Below are 15,681 nucleotides of genomic sequence, written 5' to 3' on the forward strand. Positions count from 1 at the left end.
GGTTTTGTCGTCGTGAACCAGCGTGGCCCTGTGCGGGCCTGAGGAGTCAGACATGTCGGTCGCAGTACCCAGAGGGCAGGCCCCTTACTACTTCGTGCCGGGGCCATCCCGCCATCCGATGATGGCGGCCGCCGGCCTTTTCTTCGTCATTCTCGGCGCCGGCCAGTGGGTCAATGGGGCGGCCTGGGGGCCGTACTCGGTGGCCTTCGGACTGGCGTGGTGGGCCGTCGTGCTCACGCAGTGGTTCTCGGATGCCATTCGCGAAAGCGAAGCCGGTCTGTACAGCGATCGCATCGATGTTTCCTACCGATGGAGCATGGCGTGGTTCATCTTCTCGGAGGTGATGTTTTTCGCCTCCTTCTTCGGTGCGCTGTTCTGGGCGCGCCTGTATGTGCTGCCGGCGCTGGGCAACATCGAGAACGCGTTGCTGTGGCCCGACTTCAAGGCGGTGTGGCCGTCCGAGATGGCAGGAGCCACGGCTTCGCCTGCTGGCACGGTCGAGCCCTTCCGCACCATGGGCCCATGGCCCATCCCGACCATCAACACCGCCTTACTGCTCACCTCGGGCGTCACGCTCACGATAGCGCACCACGCGCTGCGTGAAGACATGCGCAAGCGGTGCCTCACCTTCATGTGGATGACGGTGGGCCTGGGGGTGCTGTTCGTGGCCTTGCAGGGCTATGAGTACTACGAGGCCTACACCCACCTCAACCTCAAACTCTCGTCCGGCATCTACGGATCCACCTTCTTCATGCTGACCGGCTTCCACGGCCTACACGTGTTCGTCGGCATGCTGATGCTGCTGTTCATCACGCTGCGGCTGCAGAAGGGGCACTTCACGGCGCAACGCCACTTCGGATTCGAAGGCGCGGCCTGGTACTGGCACTTCGTGGACGTCGTCTGGCTGGGCCTGTACGTCGTCGTCTACTGGACCTGACGCACCCGGGCCGGACTCACTGGCCCATCGGGATGCCGGTGGGCTGGATCCAGCCCATCTTGTAGCTCACCAGGATGAACACGAACAAGGCAATCGACAGCCCAACCCGCAAGGCCAGGGCGCGCACCATGCGGTTGCTTTTGGGCTCGCCGTCCCGCCCATCGCGCAGCATCGCGCGACCTGCGGCAAACAGCGCCACGACGATGGCGATCAGGGCGATGACGAAGACGATATTCATCGGCCGAGTGTATGCCGGGAGCCCGGCCCTGCGGGAGCCGCGATGACCCTGCCCTCGCAGCCGCAAGGGAAAGGGCGCCGCGTGGTGGTCGCCCTGGCCGCGTTGGCCGCCACCGGGCTGACGGTCTGGTTGGGATGCTGGCAGCTGGGGCGTGCCGAGACCAAGGCAGCGTTGGCGAACCAGGTGGCGCATCAGGCAAACCTGCCGACCTGGACGGTCGCCGATTGGCCCTGCGCCGCGCCAGCGGCAAGCACCTTGCCTCTGCAGCGGCCGGTGCGACTGCGCGGGCAGTGGCTGCACGAGCGCACCGTGCTGCTGGACAACCGCAGCATGGACGGGCGCAGCGGGCTCATCGTCGTGACACCGCTTCGGCTGGGCGAGCGCGCGGCCTGTCCTGGCGCCACCGTGCTCGTGCAACGTGGCTGGCTGCCCCGGGATCCGGCCGCGCCGCGCGACGCCGCGCACCTGCCTGCGGTGCCACGCCCCCTGGGCCTTGTCGAGGTGCATGGGCGTCTGGTGGCCGAACCGAGCCGGGTCTACTCGATTGCGCAGGAGCCCCCGCCGGAAGGCGCCGGACCCGTGCTGCGCCAGAACGTCGATCCCGGCTTCTGGGCCGCGTGGTTGGGACAATCCCCGCTGGCGGGCACCGTCCTTCAGTTGCAAGCTGAAGCCGAACTGGCCCGCGCCGACGCGACCGCCCCCGAAGCCCCTGCTGGCGACGGGTTGTGGCGTCAGTGGCCCGCGGTGGACCACGGGCAGGGCAAGCATCTGGGTTATGCCGTTCAGTGGTTTGCACTGGCGGCCCTCATCACGGGACTCTATGTCTGGCACCAACTCATCCGCCCCCGTCGGACTGCCGACCGGACGCTTGCCCATGTCGACCCATGACCGGTCTGCGCCCGACAGCGCACTGCAGTTCAGTGTGCACGGCCTGGGCCAGCAGGATCTGGCTCAGGCCCAGCGCACGCGCAGCGGCCGCCTCAAGATGCTGCTGGTGTGGCTGGTGTGTGCGGCGCCCGTCATCGCGTCCTACTTCACGTACTACGTGCTACGGCCGCAGGGCCGCGTCAACCACGGCGATCTCATCACCCCTTCGCGCCCCATGCCGGTCGATGGTCGACTTGCCCTGCACGATGTGCAAGGGCGGGCCGTGTCGGCGACCGCGCTCAAGGGGCAGTGGTTGCTGGTGAGCGTGGCCGGTGGCGCTTGCGCGGCCGAGTGCGAGCGCCACCTCTACTGGCAGCGGCAGTTGCGCGAGGTGCTGGGCAAGGACAAGGACCGGCTGGACCGTGTCTGGCTGGTCAACGACGGTGAGCCACCTCGGCGGGCGGTGTTGCCCGGTCTCGCGACGCCGGGATCCTGGGTGCTCCAGGCCGACCACGCGGCGCTGTCGGGCTGGCTGGCACCGGCGGCAGGGCAGCCTTTGTCGGCACACCTTTATCTGGTCGACCCCCGGGGCGAGTGGATGATGCGCTGGCCTGCCTCGGCCGATCCCACCGCCATCAAGAAGGACCTTCTGCGCCTGATGAAGGCCAACAACAGCTGGGACGAGGCCGGCCGCTGAGCCGGACGGAGCGCATGGTGGGCATCGCTGCATTGATCGACCTGGAGCCCGTGCTGGAGATGCTGGCGCTTGGCGCCGTCCTGGCGCTGGTCCCGACGGCGCTGGTGGCGTGGCGCGCTCATCGCCAGGGCGTGCGCGGCTGGGCCGCCTGGCAGAGGGTGCTCACGGTCGCCACCCTGTTTCTGACACTCGATCTGGTGGTCTTCGGTGCCTTCACCCGCCTGACCGATTCGGGGCTGGGTTGCCCGGACTGGCCGGGGTGCTATGGCGAGACCAGTCCCTGGGGGGCGAAGACCGCCATTGCGGCCGAGCAAGCCGCGCGTCCGCATGGCCCGGTCACCCACCACAAGGCCTGGATCGAGATGCTGCACCGCTATCTGGCCACGGCCGTCGGGGCACTGATCACCGGGCTCATGGTGGCGGCATGGCGGCGGCGCCATGCACCCGGTGCGCTCTCGCCGTGGTGGCCCACGCTGACCTTCGTGTGGGTGTGCGTACAGGGCGCTTTCGGGGCCCTCACGGTCACGTTGAAGCTGCAGCCCCTCATCGTGACGCTGCACCTGCTGGGCGCGCTGCTGGGCGTGGGGCTGCTGACCGCGCAGGTGCGGGCCCTGCACCCGGCAGGCTCACGGTATGAGCGTGAGACCACCAAGGTCTGGGCCTCGTCACCCTGGCGCCGCGCCGGCATGCTTCTGCTGGCTGTGCTGGCCGTGCAGATCGCGCTGGGCGCCTGGGTCAGCAGCAACTATGCCGTGCTGGCCTGTGCCGACTTCCCAACCTGTCAGGGCCGGTGGTGGCCGGACATGGACGCCGCCACGGGCTTCACGCTGTGGCGCCCGCTGGGCGAGAACGGGCAGGGCGGCTGGATTGCCCTGCCGGCGCTCACCGCCATCCACATGGCGCATCGCCTGATGGCCGTGGTCGTGCTGCTGGCCTTGCTCGCTTATGGCTGGGGTCTGCTGCGTCACACGGTCTGGCACCACGAGGGCCGCGTCCTGCTTGCGATGGGGGCATGGCAATTGCTCACCGGGCTCAGCAATGTGGTGCTGAACTGGCCGCTGGTGGCCGCGCTGGCCCACACCTTGGGTGCGGCGTTGCTGGTGTGGTGGCTGGTGCGCCTGCTGGTGCTGCCGGGCTGGGCGCGGCCCGTGGGTGCCACGGCGGAGGCATCCAAGGGTCTTCACGCTACAAACCGGCTGCAACGCGCGCCATAGTCGATTCCGCCTCTCTCGTGCTGTCGGCCCTTTGCCGGTCCCCATCCTTCGGAGACGACCATGCCTGACACGATCGCCTCGCCCCAGGTCGCCGCCGCGCCGGCCCTGCTGTCCAGTTGGCGCCAGTACTACGTCCTCACGAAGCCGCGCGTGGTGCAGCTCATCGTGTTCTGCGCGGTCATCGGCATGCTGCTCGCCGTGCCCGGTGTGCCGACGGCCGCCGAGGCCCTGACCGCGGTGGCCGCCTGTGCCGGCATCTGGCTCGTGGCCGGGGCGGCAGCCGCCTTCAATTGCCTGGTCGAGCAAGGCATCGACGCGCGCATGAAGCGCACCGCCTGGCGCCCCACGGCCCGCGGCGAACTCTCGCGCACCCAGACGCTGTTGTTCAGTTCCGTGCTGTGCGGGCTCGGCATGCTGGTGTTGGCCGTGTGGGTCAACCTGCTCACCATGTGGCTCACCCTCGCCACGTTTGTGGGCTATGCCGTCGTCTACACCGTGCTGCTCAAGCCCATGACGCCGCAGAACATCGTCATTGGCGGCGCGTCCGGCGCGATGCCGCCCGTGCTGGGCTGGGCCGCCATGCGCGGTTCGGTCGACCCCGAGGCGCTGATGCTGTGCCTCATCATCTTCCTGTGGACGCCGCCGCACTTCTGGTCGCTGGCGCTGTACCGCGTCGAGGACTACGCCCGCGCCGGCCTGCCGATGCTGCCGGTCACGCACGGCAACGCGTTCACGCGGCTGCACATCCTGCTGTACACCGTGGTGCTGCTGGCCGGCAGCCTGCTGCCCTTCATTTACGGCATGAGTGGCTGGTTTTACCTGGTCAGCGCTTTGGTGCTGGGCGGCTTGTTCGTGGCATACGCGTGGCGGCTGTGGCGGCGTTACAGTGACGAACTGGCCCGCAAGACCTTCCGCTTCTCCATCATCCACCTGATGCTGATGTTTGCTGCCTTGCTGGTCGACCACTACTGGATCCTCTAGACCACCATGCGCATGCGTTTTTCTCCCGGCCGTCGTCGGCTGGGCCTGGCGGCGGTGTCCGCCCTGTTTCTGGCTGCCTGCGACATGCCGTCGTCCACGCCGCCGAAGCCGAAGGTCGCCTTCAACGGCGTCGACATCACCGGGGCGAACTACGCCCGCACGCTGAACCTCAAGGACTTCGACGGCCGTCCGCGTTCGCTCGACGAGTTCAAGGGCAAGGTCGTCTTCGTGTTCTTCGGCTTCACGCAGTGTCCCGACGTGTGCCCCACGACCATGGCCGAACTGGCCGAGGTGCGTCGGCGCCTGGGCCCGGATGGCAACAAGGTGCAAGGCGTGTTCGTCACTGTCGACCCTGACCGCGACACGCCCGAGGTGCTCAAGGCTTACCTGGGCAACCTCGACAAGGACTTCATCGGCCTGCGCGGCAGCAAGGAAGAGACCGACGCGGCCAGCCGCGAGTTCAAGGTCTTCTACCAGAAGGTGCCCACCCAGGGCGACCAGTACACCATCGACCACACCGCGGGCGGTTATCTGTTCGACCCGGCCGGCCGCGTGCGGCTGTTCGTGCGTTACGGCATGGGTGCAGACAAGCTCACCGCCGACGTGACGCAACTTCTGGGCACGAGTTGAAACGCATTGTGTCGACCGGCCTGCTCGTGAGGATTTGACACGTCTTCATCCGCGTTCTGACGAATACTCCGTCGAATTCATGGCGGCCCGGATGGTCCGGGTGCCATGCCAGGGGTTTAATGGGGTGAGGACGGGCCGGCTGCCATCGTGCAGGTCAGAAGCCCGACCGCCTGGCCGTTCAGGCAGCGAGTAAGGCAATCCGGGATGTTCAAGCGTGTGGTTCTGGCGGTCGGCCTGTTGGCGGGCGCGCTGGCAGGATGCGGTGGTGGCGGTGGTGGCGCCACGCCGGGCTCGGTGGCCTTGGCGCCCACGGCTGGGCCGGACGAGACGGCCCAGGCATCCGGCTTGGTGCTGGCGGTGGCGCCCCTGGGCGCCTCCTCCACCGCGCGCGTCGCGTGTGCCGAGACGCAAGCCGTGTCGGTCGAAACGCTGGGCGCCCGGCCCGACGACGGCGTGGACGACACCGCCGTGCTGCAGCAGGCCATCAACATGGCGCCGGCCGGCACCACGTTCGTGTTCCCTGCGGGCGTGTACCAGATCTCCGCCATGCTGCTGCCGCGGTCGGACCTGACCCTGTGTGCCAGCAGCACCGCCACGTTGCGCTGGACAGGCGGCTCGGGTCATCTGATTGACGCAGCCTATCGCGGCCGTGCCGATCGATTCAACCTCTACAACCTGGTGTTTGACGGCGCCTCCGTCATCCTGGCCGGCTCGGGCAATCGGGTGGTGAACAACACCTTCCGCAACGTCAACCGCCCGGGCACGGCGCTGGAGTCCGACCACACGCGCATGCATGCGCTGCACATCGTCGGCTTCGAGGACGGCGTGATCGAGCACAACGTGTTCGACAACATCGACACCAACACCGCGCTGATCGGCCACGGCGTCTCGGGCAGTGTCATCCGCAACAACAGCATGGGCCGGGTCTACCAGGCCATGCACTTTTTCGAGATCACCGGCACGGAGGTTGCGCAGAACCGCCTGTCCGGCATGCGGCGCATGGGCATCGAGGTGCAGGGCAGCAACCTTCGCGGCCTCGTCATCCGCGACAACGTGCTGTCCGACTGGCGTTTCGAGGCCGATCAGCGTGAACTGATCGGCATGTCGGTGGTGTCGGGCGACAGCGTGGTGATCCAAGGCAACGTGCTGCGATGCGGGGCGGGTTGCGACAACAGCGAGCGCGGCTGGGGCATGGAGCTCGGCGGTGCGGGCACCCTGGCGGTTCAGCGCAACGTGGTGCAGGGCTTTGCCATCGGGCTCGGCGTGGCGATCCTCGACAGCGTCACCCTGGACGGCAACGCCGTCTACGACAGCCACGCGGCCATCTACAAATTCAACAACGGGCCGGTGTCCGGCAGCATGCGGGTGACGGGCAACCACATCGAGAATGCCCGCGATTGCGGCATCTGCGGCGAGTGGTCCCTCACCCGGGCGCCCGTGCTCAGTGGCAACACCGTTGCACGCGAAGCCGGTCGGTGGGCGGGGGATGCCGGGCGTCGCTACGTCGGCATCATCGCCAGCCCGGTCACCAGCGGGGCGGCGGCCATGCAGATCCAGGGCAATCGCCTGCTGCTGGAGGGCAGCGCCGCGGCGGGCCTGCACGGCTGGGGCGTGTGCCTGTGCGGTGTCAACGGCAACCTGTCGGGGCTCACCTTGTCGGGCAACTGGTTCGGGGGCAGTGGCGGAGACTGGGGCGGTGGCGTCCTGATCAACGCCGAGCGCGCCGCCGGCGGGGTGCGATTTGCCAGCAACCAGTTCCAGAACATGGCCATGGCTGTCGCCGGTGTGCACACCTGGCTGGCCGGCGGTTTCACGGCGTCGGGCAACACCGCGTTCAACGTGCCAACGGCCGGCCTGTGGCCCGGCGTGGTCGATGCCTCGGCCCGTGTCGATCTGCCCCGCCTCGGGCTGACGGCCAGCGCGTCAGGCAGCCAGCGCACGCTGCAGTTGTCCGGCCTGGCGGGTGGCATCAACGCCACCTGGCTCTTCGGCGACGGGTTGTCTGCCACGTCGACGGCCACGGGCATCCGTCACCTGTACGCGGTCAACGGGGGGCAGACGATGCGTGCCCGCGCCTGGGTCGGCCACGCGTCCGGCGCATGGCTCACGGCCAGCGCGGCTTTGCCGTTCACGGCACCGACGCCCTGAACTCGCGGACCTCAGGCGCTCAGCAGCGTGAAGCTCTGGCGACCTGTCCAGTTTTCCTGCGGGCCGAGCGTGACCGGCTGAAAGACCCGGGCCCCTTCGACGCACAGCATGTGCTGCCAGCCGTCGGGGGGCATGTCCTTCAGCGCCGCGCACTTCTCGGGGCCCGGGTTCCAGATCACCGCGTCAGGCAGGCCTTCGGTCTCGATCGCGAGGCGACGCGGGCCATCCCGCAGCAGCAGGCCTGCCGGCACCTTCTCGTAGATCCGGTCGATCTCGCCGTGGAAGCGCTTTTCCGGATGGTCCTCGATGGTCTCGGTGCGCAGCAGGCTGTCGACATAGCGGCAGCCTTCCAGGCCTTGCAGACGCACTTGCTGCAAGTCGGACACGGCCAGGTAGGTGTGCAGGGCCGCGGCGAACGGCCAGGTGGTCGTGCCCGTGTTCTCGGCAAACAGCTCCAGATCCAGGCGACCGCCGCTGACGGACACCGTCAACTCCAGCGTGAAGCCATGCGGCCAGATGGCCCGCGTGGCCTCGTCGTCCTGCAGCACGAACGTGGCCTGCGCGTGGTCGCGTCCGGCGTGGCCGCCTTCCAGGCGCCAGGCGCGGTTGCGTGCCAGACCATGCCGGGGCAGGCTCACGTCCGGGCCGCGTTGCTCGAATTGCGGGAAGATGACGGGCACGCCACCGCGCACCGCCTGGCCTTCGCCGGCCACCGCGCGCGGCGACAGGTACAGCTGTTCCTGGCCACCGGCCGGAATCCACGAGACCACGTGCCCCCCGTGCAGCAGCACGGTCGCCTGGGCCCCGTCGGGTGATTGGATCTGCACGGCGGGTTGACCCAGCACCTGGGTCATCGGAAAGGTCGGTTCACTCATCCCGTGAGTATCCATCCTTCGACCGGGTCGATGCCGGCAGGGATGCCATACCGGGCGTCTCCCGCTTCCGCACGCTGCTGTCCCCATGCGGCCTGGACGAGGCACAGCACGGCGTCGAGCCGGTCGCCTTTCGGGTCGGCCACCAGCGCATCGTGCTGGGCGGCCGACAGCTTGAGCCGCAGGCCCAGGCGCGTGCGACCCTGCTCAAGCGCCGCCACCAGGTCCTTGCGGGCAATGAGGCGGTCGTCGGTGGCCACGGCATCGCTCTTGTAGCTGCGACGGCCCAGCACCTCGCGCGCCAGCCAGCCGGGGTAGGCCTCCAGCGCCACGGCGTGCGGGCGGCCTTCCCGCTGGCCGGGCAGCGTGAGGTCGGCCGCCACCAGGCGCATCAGGCCCTCGAAGTACATCTTGCCCACGGGCACATAGCGGGTCTGCAGCGGGCTGGTGCTGACCATGTCCGGGATGGCGAGGTCGGCGGTGCGGTGTGCCAGCCTGGGCCCCGGGGGGCGGTCTGCGAGCCAGGTGTCGCCCCAGCCATCCACCAGGCGCTGAAAACCTGCGCGGTCCTCGCAATGCGCGTGCAGGGCACGGATGAGGCGTTCTGTCTCGCTCAGTGCGTGAGCCTGATCAAGCGCCACGCCCGGCACGGGCTCAAGCCCGCCGAGCCAGCGTGGCAGCAGGCCGGGCCCATGCGTGGCGAGCGCCTCCACGAACACGCGTGGCAGGCCGAAAGGAAAGTCACAGCCCATCACGAACCCGCTGGACAGCGGGCCCGGCGCGTCGGGGGCGAGAAGCGCGCTCAGCGCCGCATGCGTGGGCAGCTCGTCCACCCGCTCCAGCCGCACCACGCTGCCGACGCGGTGGCCCCACGCCAGCGTCAGCGGCTTGCGGCCGCTGGGCGCGCTGCTGAAGTCCAGGCCCAGCAGCCAGGGCGTTGCGGCCGAACCCATGCCAGCGGCAACGTACTCAGCTCTGGCGGCTGACGATGCAGGCCGTGGCGATCAGCTCTTCCAGCAAGGCCATCGACACCTCGCCGGACACCGCATAGGGATCCAGCACCGGCCGCTCGGAGTACTTCAGCAGCGTCGACGGGTTGACGCGCGCCAGGTTCACCTGGCCCATGGTCCAGCCCGCAAAGCGTCGCTCGGTGATCTCTTCGTAGCGCAGCAGCACCACATCGTGGTGGCGGGTGTCCTGACAGATGCGGGTGTACAGCTGGTTGACCTGCTCGCGGCCGCCTTCCAGCACCTGCATGAAGATGTCGCCACTGTGGCACAGCAGGCCCGTGATGCCGTGCTGCGGGTTGTCCTTGCGCGAGGCGGCCAGGATGGCGTCGATCGTTTCGGGCGTGAGCGGCACCTTCGCGCGGCTCGCATACAGCAGTCGAACCAGCATGGCTCAGCCTTTCTTGTGGTTGACCAGGGAGAGGAATTCGCGACGCAGGTTCGGGTCCTTCAGGAAGGAGCCGCGCATCACGCTGTTGATCATCTTCGAGTCCATGTCCTTGACGCCGCGCCAGTGCATGCAGAAGTGGTCGGCTTCCATCACCACGGCCAGGCCGTCAGGGCTCATGCGCGACTGCAGCAGGTCGGCCACCTGCGTGACGGCTTCTTCCTGAATCTGCGGCCGGCTCATCACCCAGTCGATGAGGCGTGCGTACTTCGACAGGCCGATCAGGTTCGAGTGCTCGTTCGGCATGATGCCGATCCACACCCGGCCGATGATCGGGCACAGGTGATGCGAGCAAGCGCTGCGCACGGTGATCGGGCCGACGATCATCAGTTCATTGAGCCGCTCGGCGTTCGGAAACTCGGTGACCGGCGGCGCCGCGTGATATCGCCCCTTGAAGATCTCGTTGAGGTACATCTTCGCGACACGGCGCGCGGTGTCCTGCGTGTTGTGGTCGCTCTCGGTGTCGATCACGAGGCTCGACAGCACGGCGCTCATCTTGTCCTGCACCTCGTCGAGCAGCTTTTCCAGCTCGCCCGGCTCGATGAACTCGGCGATGTTGTCGTTCGCGTGGAAGCGCCGCTGGGCGGCCTTCAGGCGCTCGCGGATCTTCACGGACACAGGCACGCCTTGGTCGTCGTCGGCCTCGGTGGCTTGGGGGTCGATGGCGCGCAGGGAAGGGCTGTTCATGTCGGTTCCTGTCGGAGGAGGGGCACTCTAGTTGTTGCCGGCACTGTAGCCGGTCAGACATCGCCTCAGGGATTCGAGGGTATCCGCTTCGCGCAGCGGTTTGTCTGTCCGCCAGCGCAGGATCCGGGGAAAGCGCACGGCCAGCCCGCTCTTGTGGCGGGGGCTCGGTGCGATCCCCTCGAAGCCCAGCTCGAACACCAGCGAGGGGCGCACCGCGCGCACCGGCCCGAACTTCTGCAGCGTCGTCTGGCGAATCACCTTGTCGACCTGCGTGATCTCGGCATCCGTGAGCCCGGAATAGGCCTTGGCAAAGGTCACCAGTTGCAGCCCTTGCGGATCCGGCGGCTGCCCGGCCGAGATGGCATCCAGCACGGCGAGAACTTCGGCGTCGTCGCGTGGGGGGCGGTTCCACACGGCAAACGTGTAGTCGGTGTACAGGCTGGCCCGGCGGCCGTGGCCAGCCTGTGCGTAGATCAGCACGGCATCGACGGTCATCGGCTCGGTCTTCCACTTCCACCAGATGCCGTCGATGCGGGTTCGGCCGACGCCGTAGCAGGCAGCGTGGTGCTTGAGCATGAAGCCCTCGACACCAAGCTCGCGCGCCTGCTGGCGCAGGGTGGCCAGCTCGGCCCAGGGCAGCGGCTTTTCCGGCCGGCTTGGCAGTGGCGACAAAACGAGGTCGCGCAGCGCGGTGCGGTGCGCTTCCAACAGCTGGCGGCGCAAGCGTTGCGGTTGACGCCGCAGATCCTGGTGCGCCCATGCCAGCAGGTCGTAGGCGATGAACGCGCACGGCACCTTTTGCAGCCACGCGGCCGTCAACTTCTGGCGCGTGATGCGCTGCTGCAGTTCGGCAAACGGGGCCGGTGAAAAGGGCAGATTCAGGCCGGGTGAGGGTTCGTCGCGGATCGCGAGAATCTCGCCATCGAGCACCGTGCCATCCGGCCAGTGTTGCGCCAGCGCCGCGAGGTCGGGAAAGCGCTCGGTGATCAGCTCCTCGCCCCGCGACCAGATGCCCACCTGGCCATCGCGGCGCACGATCTGCGCGCGGATGCCATCGAACTTCCACTCGACGAGCCAGTCTGCTGAAGGGCCCAGTACCGTCTCGTGCGCGCCGCCAGGGGCTTCGGCTTCCTCCAGTGGGTGGGCCAGAAAGAAGGGGTAGGGCTGGGTGCCCTGCGGCTCGTCGGCATCCCCGTCCAGAGGGGCGATGAGCCGCGCGTAAGCGTCGGCATCGGGGGCATGGCGGGCATCGGTGTAGCCCATCAGGCGCTGGGCCACCACCGTGGCGGGCAGTCCGGCGTGCTCGGCCAGCGACCGGATCACCAGCTGCTTGCTCACGCCCACGCGCCAGCCTCCACCGATCAGCTTGATCAGCACGAAGCGTTGCGCCCAGTCCAGCGGGGCCATCCACGCGCGCAAGGCCACATGCTGCGCCTCGACCGGCTGGCCGCGCAAGGGCAGCAGCCGTTCCTGAAGCCAGCGGTGCAACGGCAGGGCGGTGGCTTGCCGCGTGTCGGCGACCTCGGCCCGCGTGTGCGGCAGCAGGTGGGCGATGGTCTCCGCGAGATCGCCCACCGCCTGGTACGAGACCTCGAACAGCCACTCGTCGATGCCCGCTGCCTCAGCGGCCCACCGGCGCAGCTCGGTGGTGTTGATGGCCCGCCGCGGTCGGCCGCCCGACAGAAAGTACACCGCCCATGCGGCGTCCTGCGGCCCGGCATCCCGCCAGTAGCGCAGCAATGACGCCACCTTGTCGCGGGTGGCGGTGCTGGCGTCCAGTTCGGTGTAGAGCTGCGCGAATCGCTGCATGGCAGCAGCCTAGCATCGCGCAGCGCCCGGGCCGCTCAGTCTGCGTGGCAGACCGGGTCTCGCGGGTGCTGCACGCAGTGGCGCGCGCGGCAGGTGGCGCCCGGTGCGCCGGTCAGCGTCTTGCACGTTGCCCAGTCTGCCGCGGCCACCGTCGTGCCCGCACCGGGGGCGGTCTGGCGCGAACGGGTGTGCGTCATCAGGGCCTGCACCAGGGCGACGTCGTCGGCACCCGGTCGGTTGGCGCGGGGGGCCGAGGCCGTTCGCTCTGCATGCCGCTCGCGGTCGGACCGTTCCGCCCGGGCGACGTCCGTGCGCGGGGACTTGCCCGGCGGGATGTCTTTCGTGGCCTGAGCATTCGGCGACGCATCGGTCGCCGCCACGGCGCTCGCGGCTGTGGCGGTCTGGGGCGCGCCCACGGTCGGATCGGGGGCGACGTTCTCGATGCGCGCAGCCGGGGCCGGGGCGGTCAGGGCAGCCAGCGGCCCGCCCGATCCCTGCGCCTTGGGCGTCGCACTGTGCGCCGCCGACGCCGCAGCCGCAGCCGCCGACGCCACGTTGGTGTGAGGGGCCGCAGCCCACCGCGCAGCCTCCGGATTGCCTTCCTGGACCACCACCGAGAACGTGGCCAGCAAGGCCAGCGCGCCACCCGCCATCAGCACGACGGCGGCTCGCTTCTGCCACCTGGCGCGGTCTCGCGGTTGCCGGCGGCGCGTGGAGGGTGCTCCTCGCGCGGGCTGCCGGGCCGACTCCAGCGTGGACAGCAGCCCCACGGGTGGCTGCCCGCCTGCAGCGTGTTCAGGGTGGTCGGGGTCCATCCCGGCGAAGAGGCTCGGACGGTCCAGCGATGGACGCGCCGAGGCGCCTGTTTCATGGCTCACGCCAGTCTCCCTGATGACTTGTTTATGGTTGAATCGCGAGATTCTACGAATCACATTCCCAGGGACCTGCGCCCCCGTTGTGGGGTTGCAAGCAATGGTTACAGAACGATGCAGACAGGGTGGCTGTGGGCCGGCTTCGCACTGGGGTGCGCAGTGCTGGCCGGCGTGGTGTTTCCCGGCTGGTGGTCCAGCCCGTGGCAGCGGCTTGCACTGACCTGGCGACGCCGTCATGCGGTGCAGTGGTCGTGGCCGCGCCAAGCCGCCCGGGCACCGCGCCCCCGCCTGCCTGTCATCGGCGCCACAGTGCGCCCCTGGTGGCGACCCGCGTCGTGGCAGACGCCTGTCGCCGTGGTCCTGCTGCTGGCCATGCCAGCCGTGGCCGTGCTCGGCTGGGGCCTGCGCGGCCCCTGGATGCTCGACGGCTTCGACGATCGCGTTGGCGTAGGCGATGAGCGCATCACGCAGCTGCTTGCAGGTGAACACCTCGTGCCGCCGCCGCCCTTGCCCCCCGAGGTCTTTGCCACCGCCGAAGTGGAAATCGAGCGCCCGATGCTGGCGCTGGCCGACCGCCGGTGGGAGCAGATGGACCCGGACTTCGTCCAGCGGCTGCTGTGGGTGTTCCGGATCATGAAGGAAGAGCATGGGTACGACATGGCCTTGCTCGAAGGCTGGCGCAGTCCCGAGCGCCAGAACCAGCTGGCCGCCAAGGGGGCTCACGTCACACAGGCCACCGCGGGTCAGAGCTATCACCAGTGGGGCCTGGCCGCCGACTGCGCCTTCCTGCGCAACGGGCGACTGGTCATCTCCGAACGCGACCCCTGGGCCATGGAAGGCTATCGCCGATATGGTGAGGTGGCCGAGCGGGTGGGGCTCACCTGGGGCGGCCGTTGGCAGATGCTCGACCTGGGTCACGTGGAGTGGCGCAAGCCTGGCGTCCGCGAAGCCATGCGCGCCGTCCGCGGCCGCTGAAGCTCGCTCACACTCGACACAAGCCGTAACAGCTGACCTGCTTTGGAGGGGGGTGAGTCGCTTCGCTGCGCCCTTAGACTCGCCCCGCGCGGCCCAGGCTGCGCCCATAAACAAAAGCAAGCAGGGAGCGCGAGGCCATGGGCCGTCCATTCATCGTCCTCGGTGATGTCACCGACCACGGGGGCACCGTGGTGCAGGCGTCGGCCATGACCGACACCCATGGCCGCGGCATTGCGCGGGTTGGCGACAAGGTCACCTGCCCGCGCAAGGGGCATGGCGGCACCACGGTCATCGTCACAGGTGATCCCACCATGCTGATCGACGGCATGCCGGCAGCCCGCCATGGCGACAAGTGCGCCTGTGGTGCCACCCTCATCGCGACTCAGGCCGTCTCCACCGACATCTGAGACGCGGCGCGACGGCGGCGTTTGCGCCCAGGTCGCCCGGTCATCTATCAGGCAGTTCAGGCATGACCCAGGTTTGGAAAGTGGCGGGGATGTGGCTGGTGATCGCAGCGGTCATCTGGCTCTTCTCGATCTGGCAGTGGCAGACCACAGACGCCACCGTGGCCGATCGCGATATCGTGATGCAGCTGCTGGTCCTGCCTGTGATGCTCACAGCCGCGCTGTGGCTCTCATTGAGGGGTGTGCAGCGCCTCCGCACAAGCTCGGCCCAGGCAGCGGCGCCCGGTGCCGCTCCGGCGGTGTCCCTGGACGAGCAGCCTAACTCGGAAGCCGCCTTGCGGGCCGCCAACACCTGGCTGCTCGCCTCGGGCGTGTCGCTGCGCGCGGGCAGCGATGCCGATGCCGCCTGGGCCACCATGCAATCGAACCCCCCTCGTCCCGGGCCGGATGCCACCCTCTTCGACCTGGATGGCATGCCCGTCTTCACCGCCCGCGTCGAGCAGGTCGACGAGCTTCTGGCCTCCGAGCCCGACCCGGATGCCGTGCTCAGCCACCCAGACGGGCGCCCTGCGTCGGCCGCCGTGCAGCGCGCCTGGGTGCTGATGCAGGCCGTGCTCTTGCCACTGCTCGATGCCGTCGGCGGCCTGATCCCCGATGAAGCCCAGGGTGGCTCACTCCCTGAGCCTGCAGACGATGCGACCGCGCCCTCGATGCGCGCGCATCTGTCCGGCGTGGCCGCGCCGGTGTCGGCGCAGCACCTGGCAACCCGGGAGGCCCGCCGGCCGACGCTCACCGTGCGCCTGGTGCTGCCGGCCCGGTGGTCGGTCGAGGACCAGGCGCTGTTTGTCCAGGCCCTGCGTGGTCAGTGCGGTGTGCTGCTTGATTGGGCCGAGGC

16 protein-coding genes and 1 pseudogene are annotated in these 15,681 nt (G+C 68.8%); 10 read left to right on the forward strand and 7 right to left on the reverse strand.

Annotated features, from left to right (window positions below):
* Positions 1-52: 52 nt before the first annotated feature.
* Positions 53-937: a cytochrome c oxidase subunit 3 gene (locus Q0Z44_RS10805; RefSeq protein ID WP_298012521.1), complete on the forward strand. Its 885-nt coding sequence runs from the start codon at positions 53-55 to the stop codon at positions 935-937.
* A 16-nt stretch (positions 938-953) separates the two neighbouring features.
* On the opposite strand, the gene Q0Z44_RS10810 is transcribed toward Q0Z44_RS10805, so the two are convergent.
* Positions 954-1,175 carry a twin transmembrane helix small protein gene (locus Q0Z44_RS10810; RefSeq protein ID WP_298012523.1) on the reverse strand — a complete coding sequence of 74 codons (222 nt, stop codon included), beginning with the start codon at positions 1,173-1,175 and terminating at the stop codon, positions 954-956.
* Positions 1,176-1,217: 42 nt separating this feature from the next.
* On the opposite strand from Q0Z44_RS10810, the gene Q0Z44_RS10815 reads away from it, so the two are divergent.
* From Q0Z44_RS10815 to Q0Z44_RS10840, 6 genes are all read left to right on the forward strand, one after another.
* On the forward strand, positions 1,218-2,063 hold the full coding sequence (locus tag Q0Z44_RS10815) for an SURF1 family protein (protein WP_298012525.1): 846 nt from the start codon (positions 1,218-1,220) through the stop codon (positions 2,061-2,063).
* Positions 2,050-2,739 carry a hypothetical protein gene (locus Q0Z44_RS10820; protein ID WP_298012527.1) on the forward strand — a complete coding sequence of 230 codons (690 nt, stop codon included), beginning with the start codon at positions 2,050-2,052 and terminating at the stop codon, positions 2,737-2,739. Before Q0Z44_RS10815 ends, Q0Z44_RS10820 begins: the two co-directional genes overlap by 14 nt.
* Positions 2,740-2,753: 14 nt before the next feature.
* On the forward strand, positions 2,754-3,953 hold the full coding sequence (locus Q0Z44_RS10825) for a COX15/CtaA family protein (protein WP_298012529.1): 1,200 nt from the start codon (positions 2,754-2,756) through the stop codon (positions 3,951-3,953).
* A 60-nt stretch (positions 3,954-4,013) separates the two neighbouring features.
* Complete coding sequence (cyoE, locus tag Q0Z44_RS10830; RefSeq protein WP_298012531.1) at positions 4,014-4,934, forward strand: heme o synthase; 921 nt, start codon at positions 4,014-4,016, stop codon at positions 4,932-4,934.
* Positions 4,935-4,946: 12 nt separating this feature from the next.
* Complete coding sequence (locus Q0Z44_RS10835) at positions 4,947-5,564, forward strand: SCO family protein (protein ID WP_298012534.1); 618 nt, start codon at positions 4,947-4,949, stop codon at positions 5,562-5,564.
* A 204-nt stretch (positions 5,565-5,768) separates the two neighbouring features.
* On the forward strand, positions 5,769-7,712 hold the full coding sequence (locus tag Q0Z44_RS10840) for a right-handed parallel beta-helix repeat-containing protein (RefSeq protein WP_298012536.1): 1,944 nt from the start codon (positions 5,769-5,771) through the stop codon (positions 7,710-7,712).
* Positions 7,713-7,723: 11 nt separating this feature from the next.
* On the opposite strand, the gene Q0Z44_RS10845 is transcribed toward Q0Z44_RS10840, so the two are convergent.
* From Q0Z44_RS10845 to Q0Z44_RS10870, 6 genes are read right to left on the reverse strand one after another with little or no spacing between them, the layout of a single operon-like run.
* Positions 7,724-8,587 (reverse strand): D-hexose-6-phosphate mutarotase, encoded by an 864-nt coding sequence (locus Q0Z44_RS10845; RefSeq protein ID WP_298012538.1) that lies wholly within the window; start codon positions 8,585-8,587, stop codon positions 7,724-7,726.
* Entirely contained in the window at positions 8,584-9,537 is a 954-nt protein-coding gene (locus Q0Z44_RS10850; protein ID WP_298012540.1) for a DUF429 domain-containing protein, read from the reverse strand. Before Q0Z44_RS10850 ends, Q0Z44_RS10845 begins: the two co-directional genes overlap by 4 nt.
* Positions 9,538-9,553: 16 nt before the next feature.
* Positions 9,554-9,982, reverse strand: a complete 429-nt coding sequence (locus Q0Z44_RS10855; protein ID WP_298012543.1) for a BLUF domain-containing protein — start codon at positions 9,980-9,982, stop codon at positions 9,554-9,556.
* A 3-nt stretch (positions 9,983-9,985) separates the two neighbouring features.
* Positions 9,986-10,726: a GTP cyclohydrolase I gene (gene folE / locus Q0Z44_RS10860; RefSeq protein WP_298012545.1), complete on the reverse strand. Its 741-nt coding sequence runs from the start codon at positions 10,724-10,726 to the stop codon at positions 9,986-9,988.
* A gap of 27 nt (positions 10,727-10,753) precedes the next feature.
* On the reverse strand, positions 10,754-12,535 hold the full coding sequence (locus Q0Z44_RS10865; RefSeq protein WP_298012549.1) for an ATP-dependent DNA ligase: 1,782 nt from the start codon (positions 12,533-12,535) through the stop codon (positions 10,754-10,756).
* Positions 12,536-12,570: 35 nt separating this feature from the next.
* Positions 12,571-13,413 (reverse strand): hypothetical protein, encoded by an 843-nt coding sequence (locus Q0Z44_RS10870; RefSeq protein ID WP_298012552.1) that lies wholly within the window; start codon positions 13,411-13,413, stop codon positions 12,571-12,573.
* Between the two features lie 108 nt (positions 13,414-13,521).
* Between Q0Z44_RS10870 and Q0Z44_RS10875 the strand changes: the two genes are divergently transcribed.
* The 3 genes and pseudogenes from Q0Z44_RS10875 to Q0Z44_RS10885 all read left to right on the forward strand — a co-directional run.
* Complete coding sequence (locus tag Q0Z44_RS10875; RefSeq protein WP_298012555.1) at positions 13,522-14,382, forward strand: M15 family metallopeptidase; 861 nt, start codon at positions 13,522-13,524, stop codon at positions 14,380-14,382.
* A 137-nt stretch (positions 14,383-14,519) separates the two neighbouring features.
* On the forward strand, positions 14,520-14,789 hold the full coding sequence (locus Q0Z44_RS10880; RefSeq protein WP_109035208.1) for a PAAR domain-containing protein: 270 nt from the start codon (positions 14,520-14,522) through the stop codon (positions 14,787-14,789).
* A gap of 62 nt (positions 14,790-14,851) precedes the next feature.
* A pseudogene (locus Q0Z44_RS10885) lies at positions 14,852-15,681 on the forward strand (hypothetical protein); the annotation flags it as partial.

Origin of the sequence: uncultured Aquabacterium sp. (assembly GCF_947366995.1) — a bacterium.
Taxonomy (GTDB): Bacteria; Pseudomonadota; Gammaproteobacteria; order Burkholderiales; family Burkholderiaceae_C; genus Aquabacterium.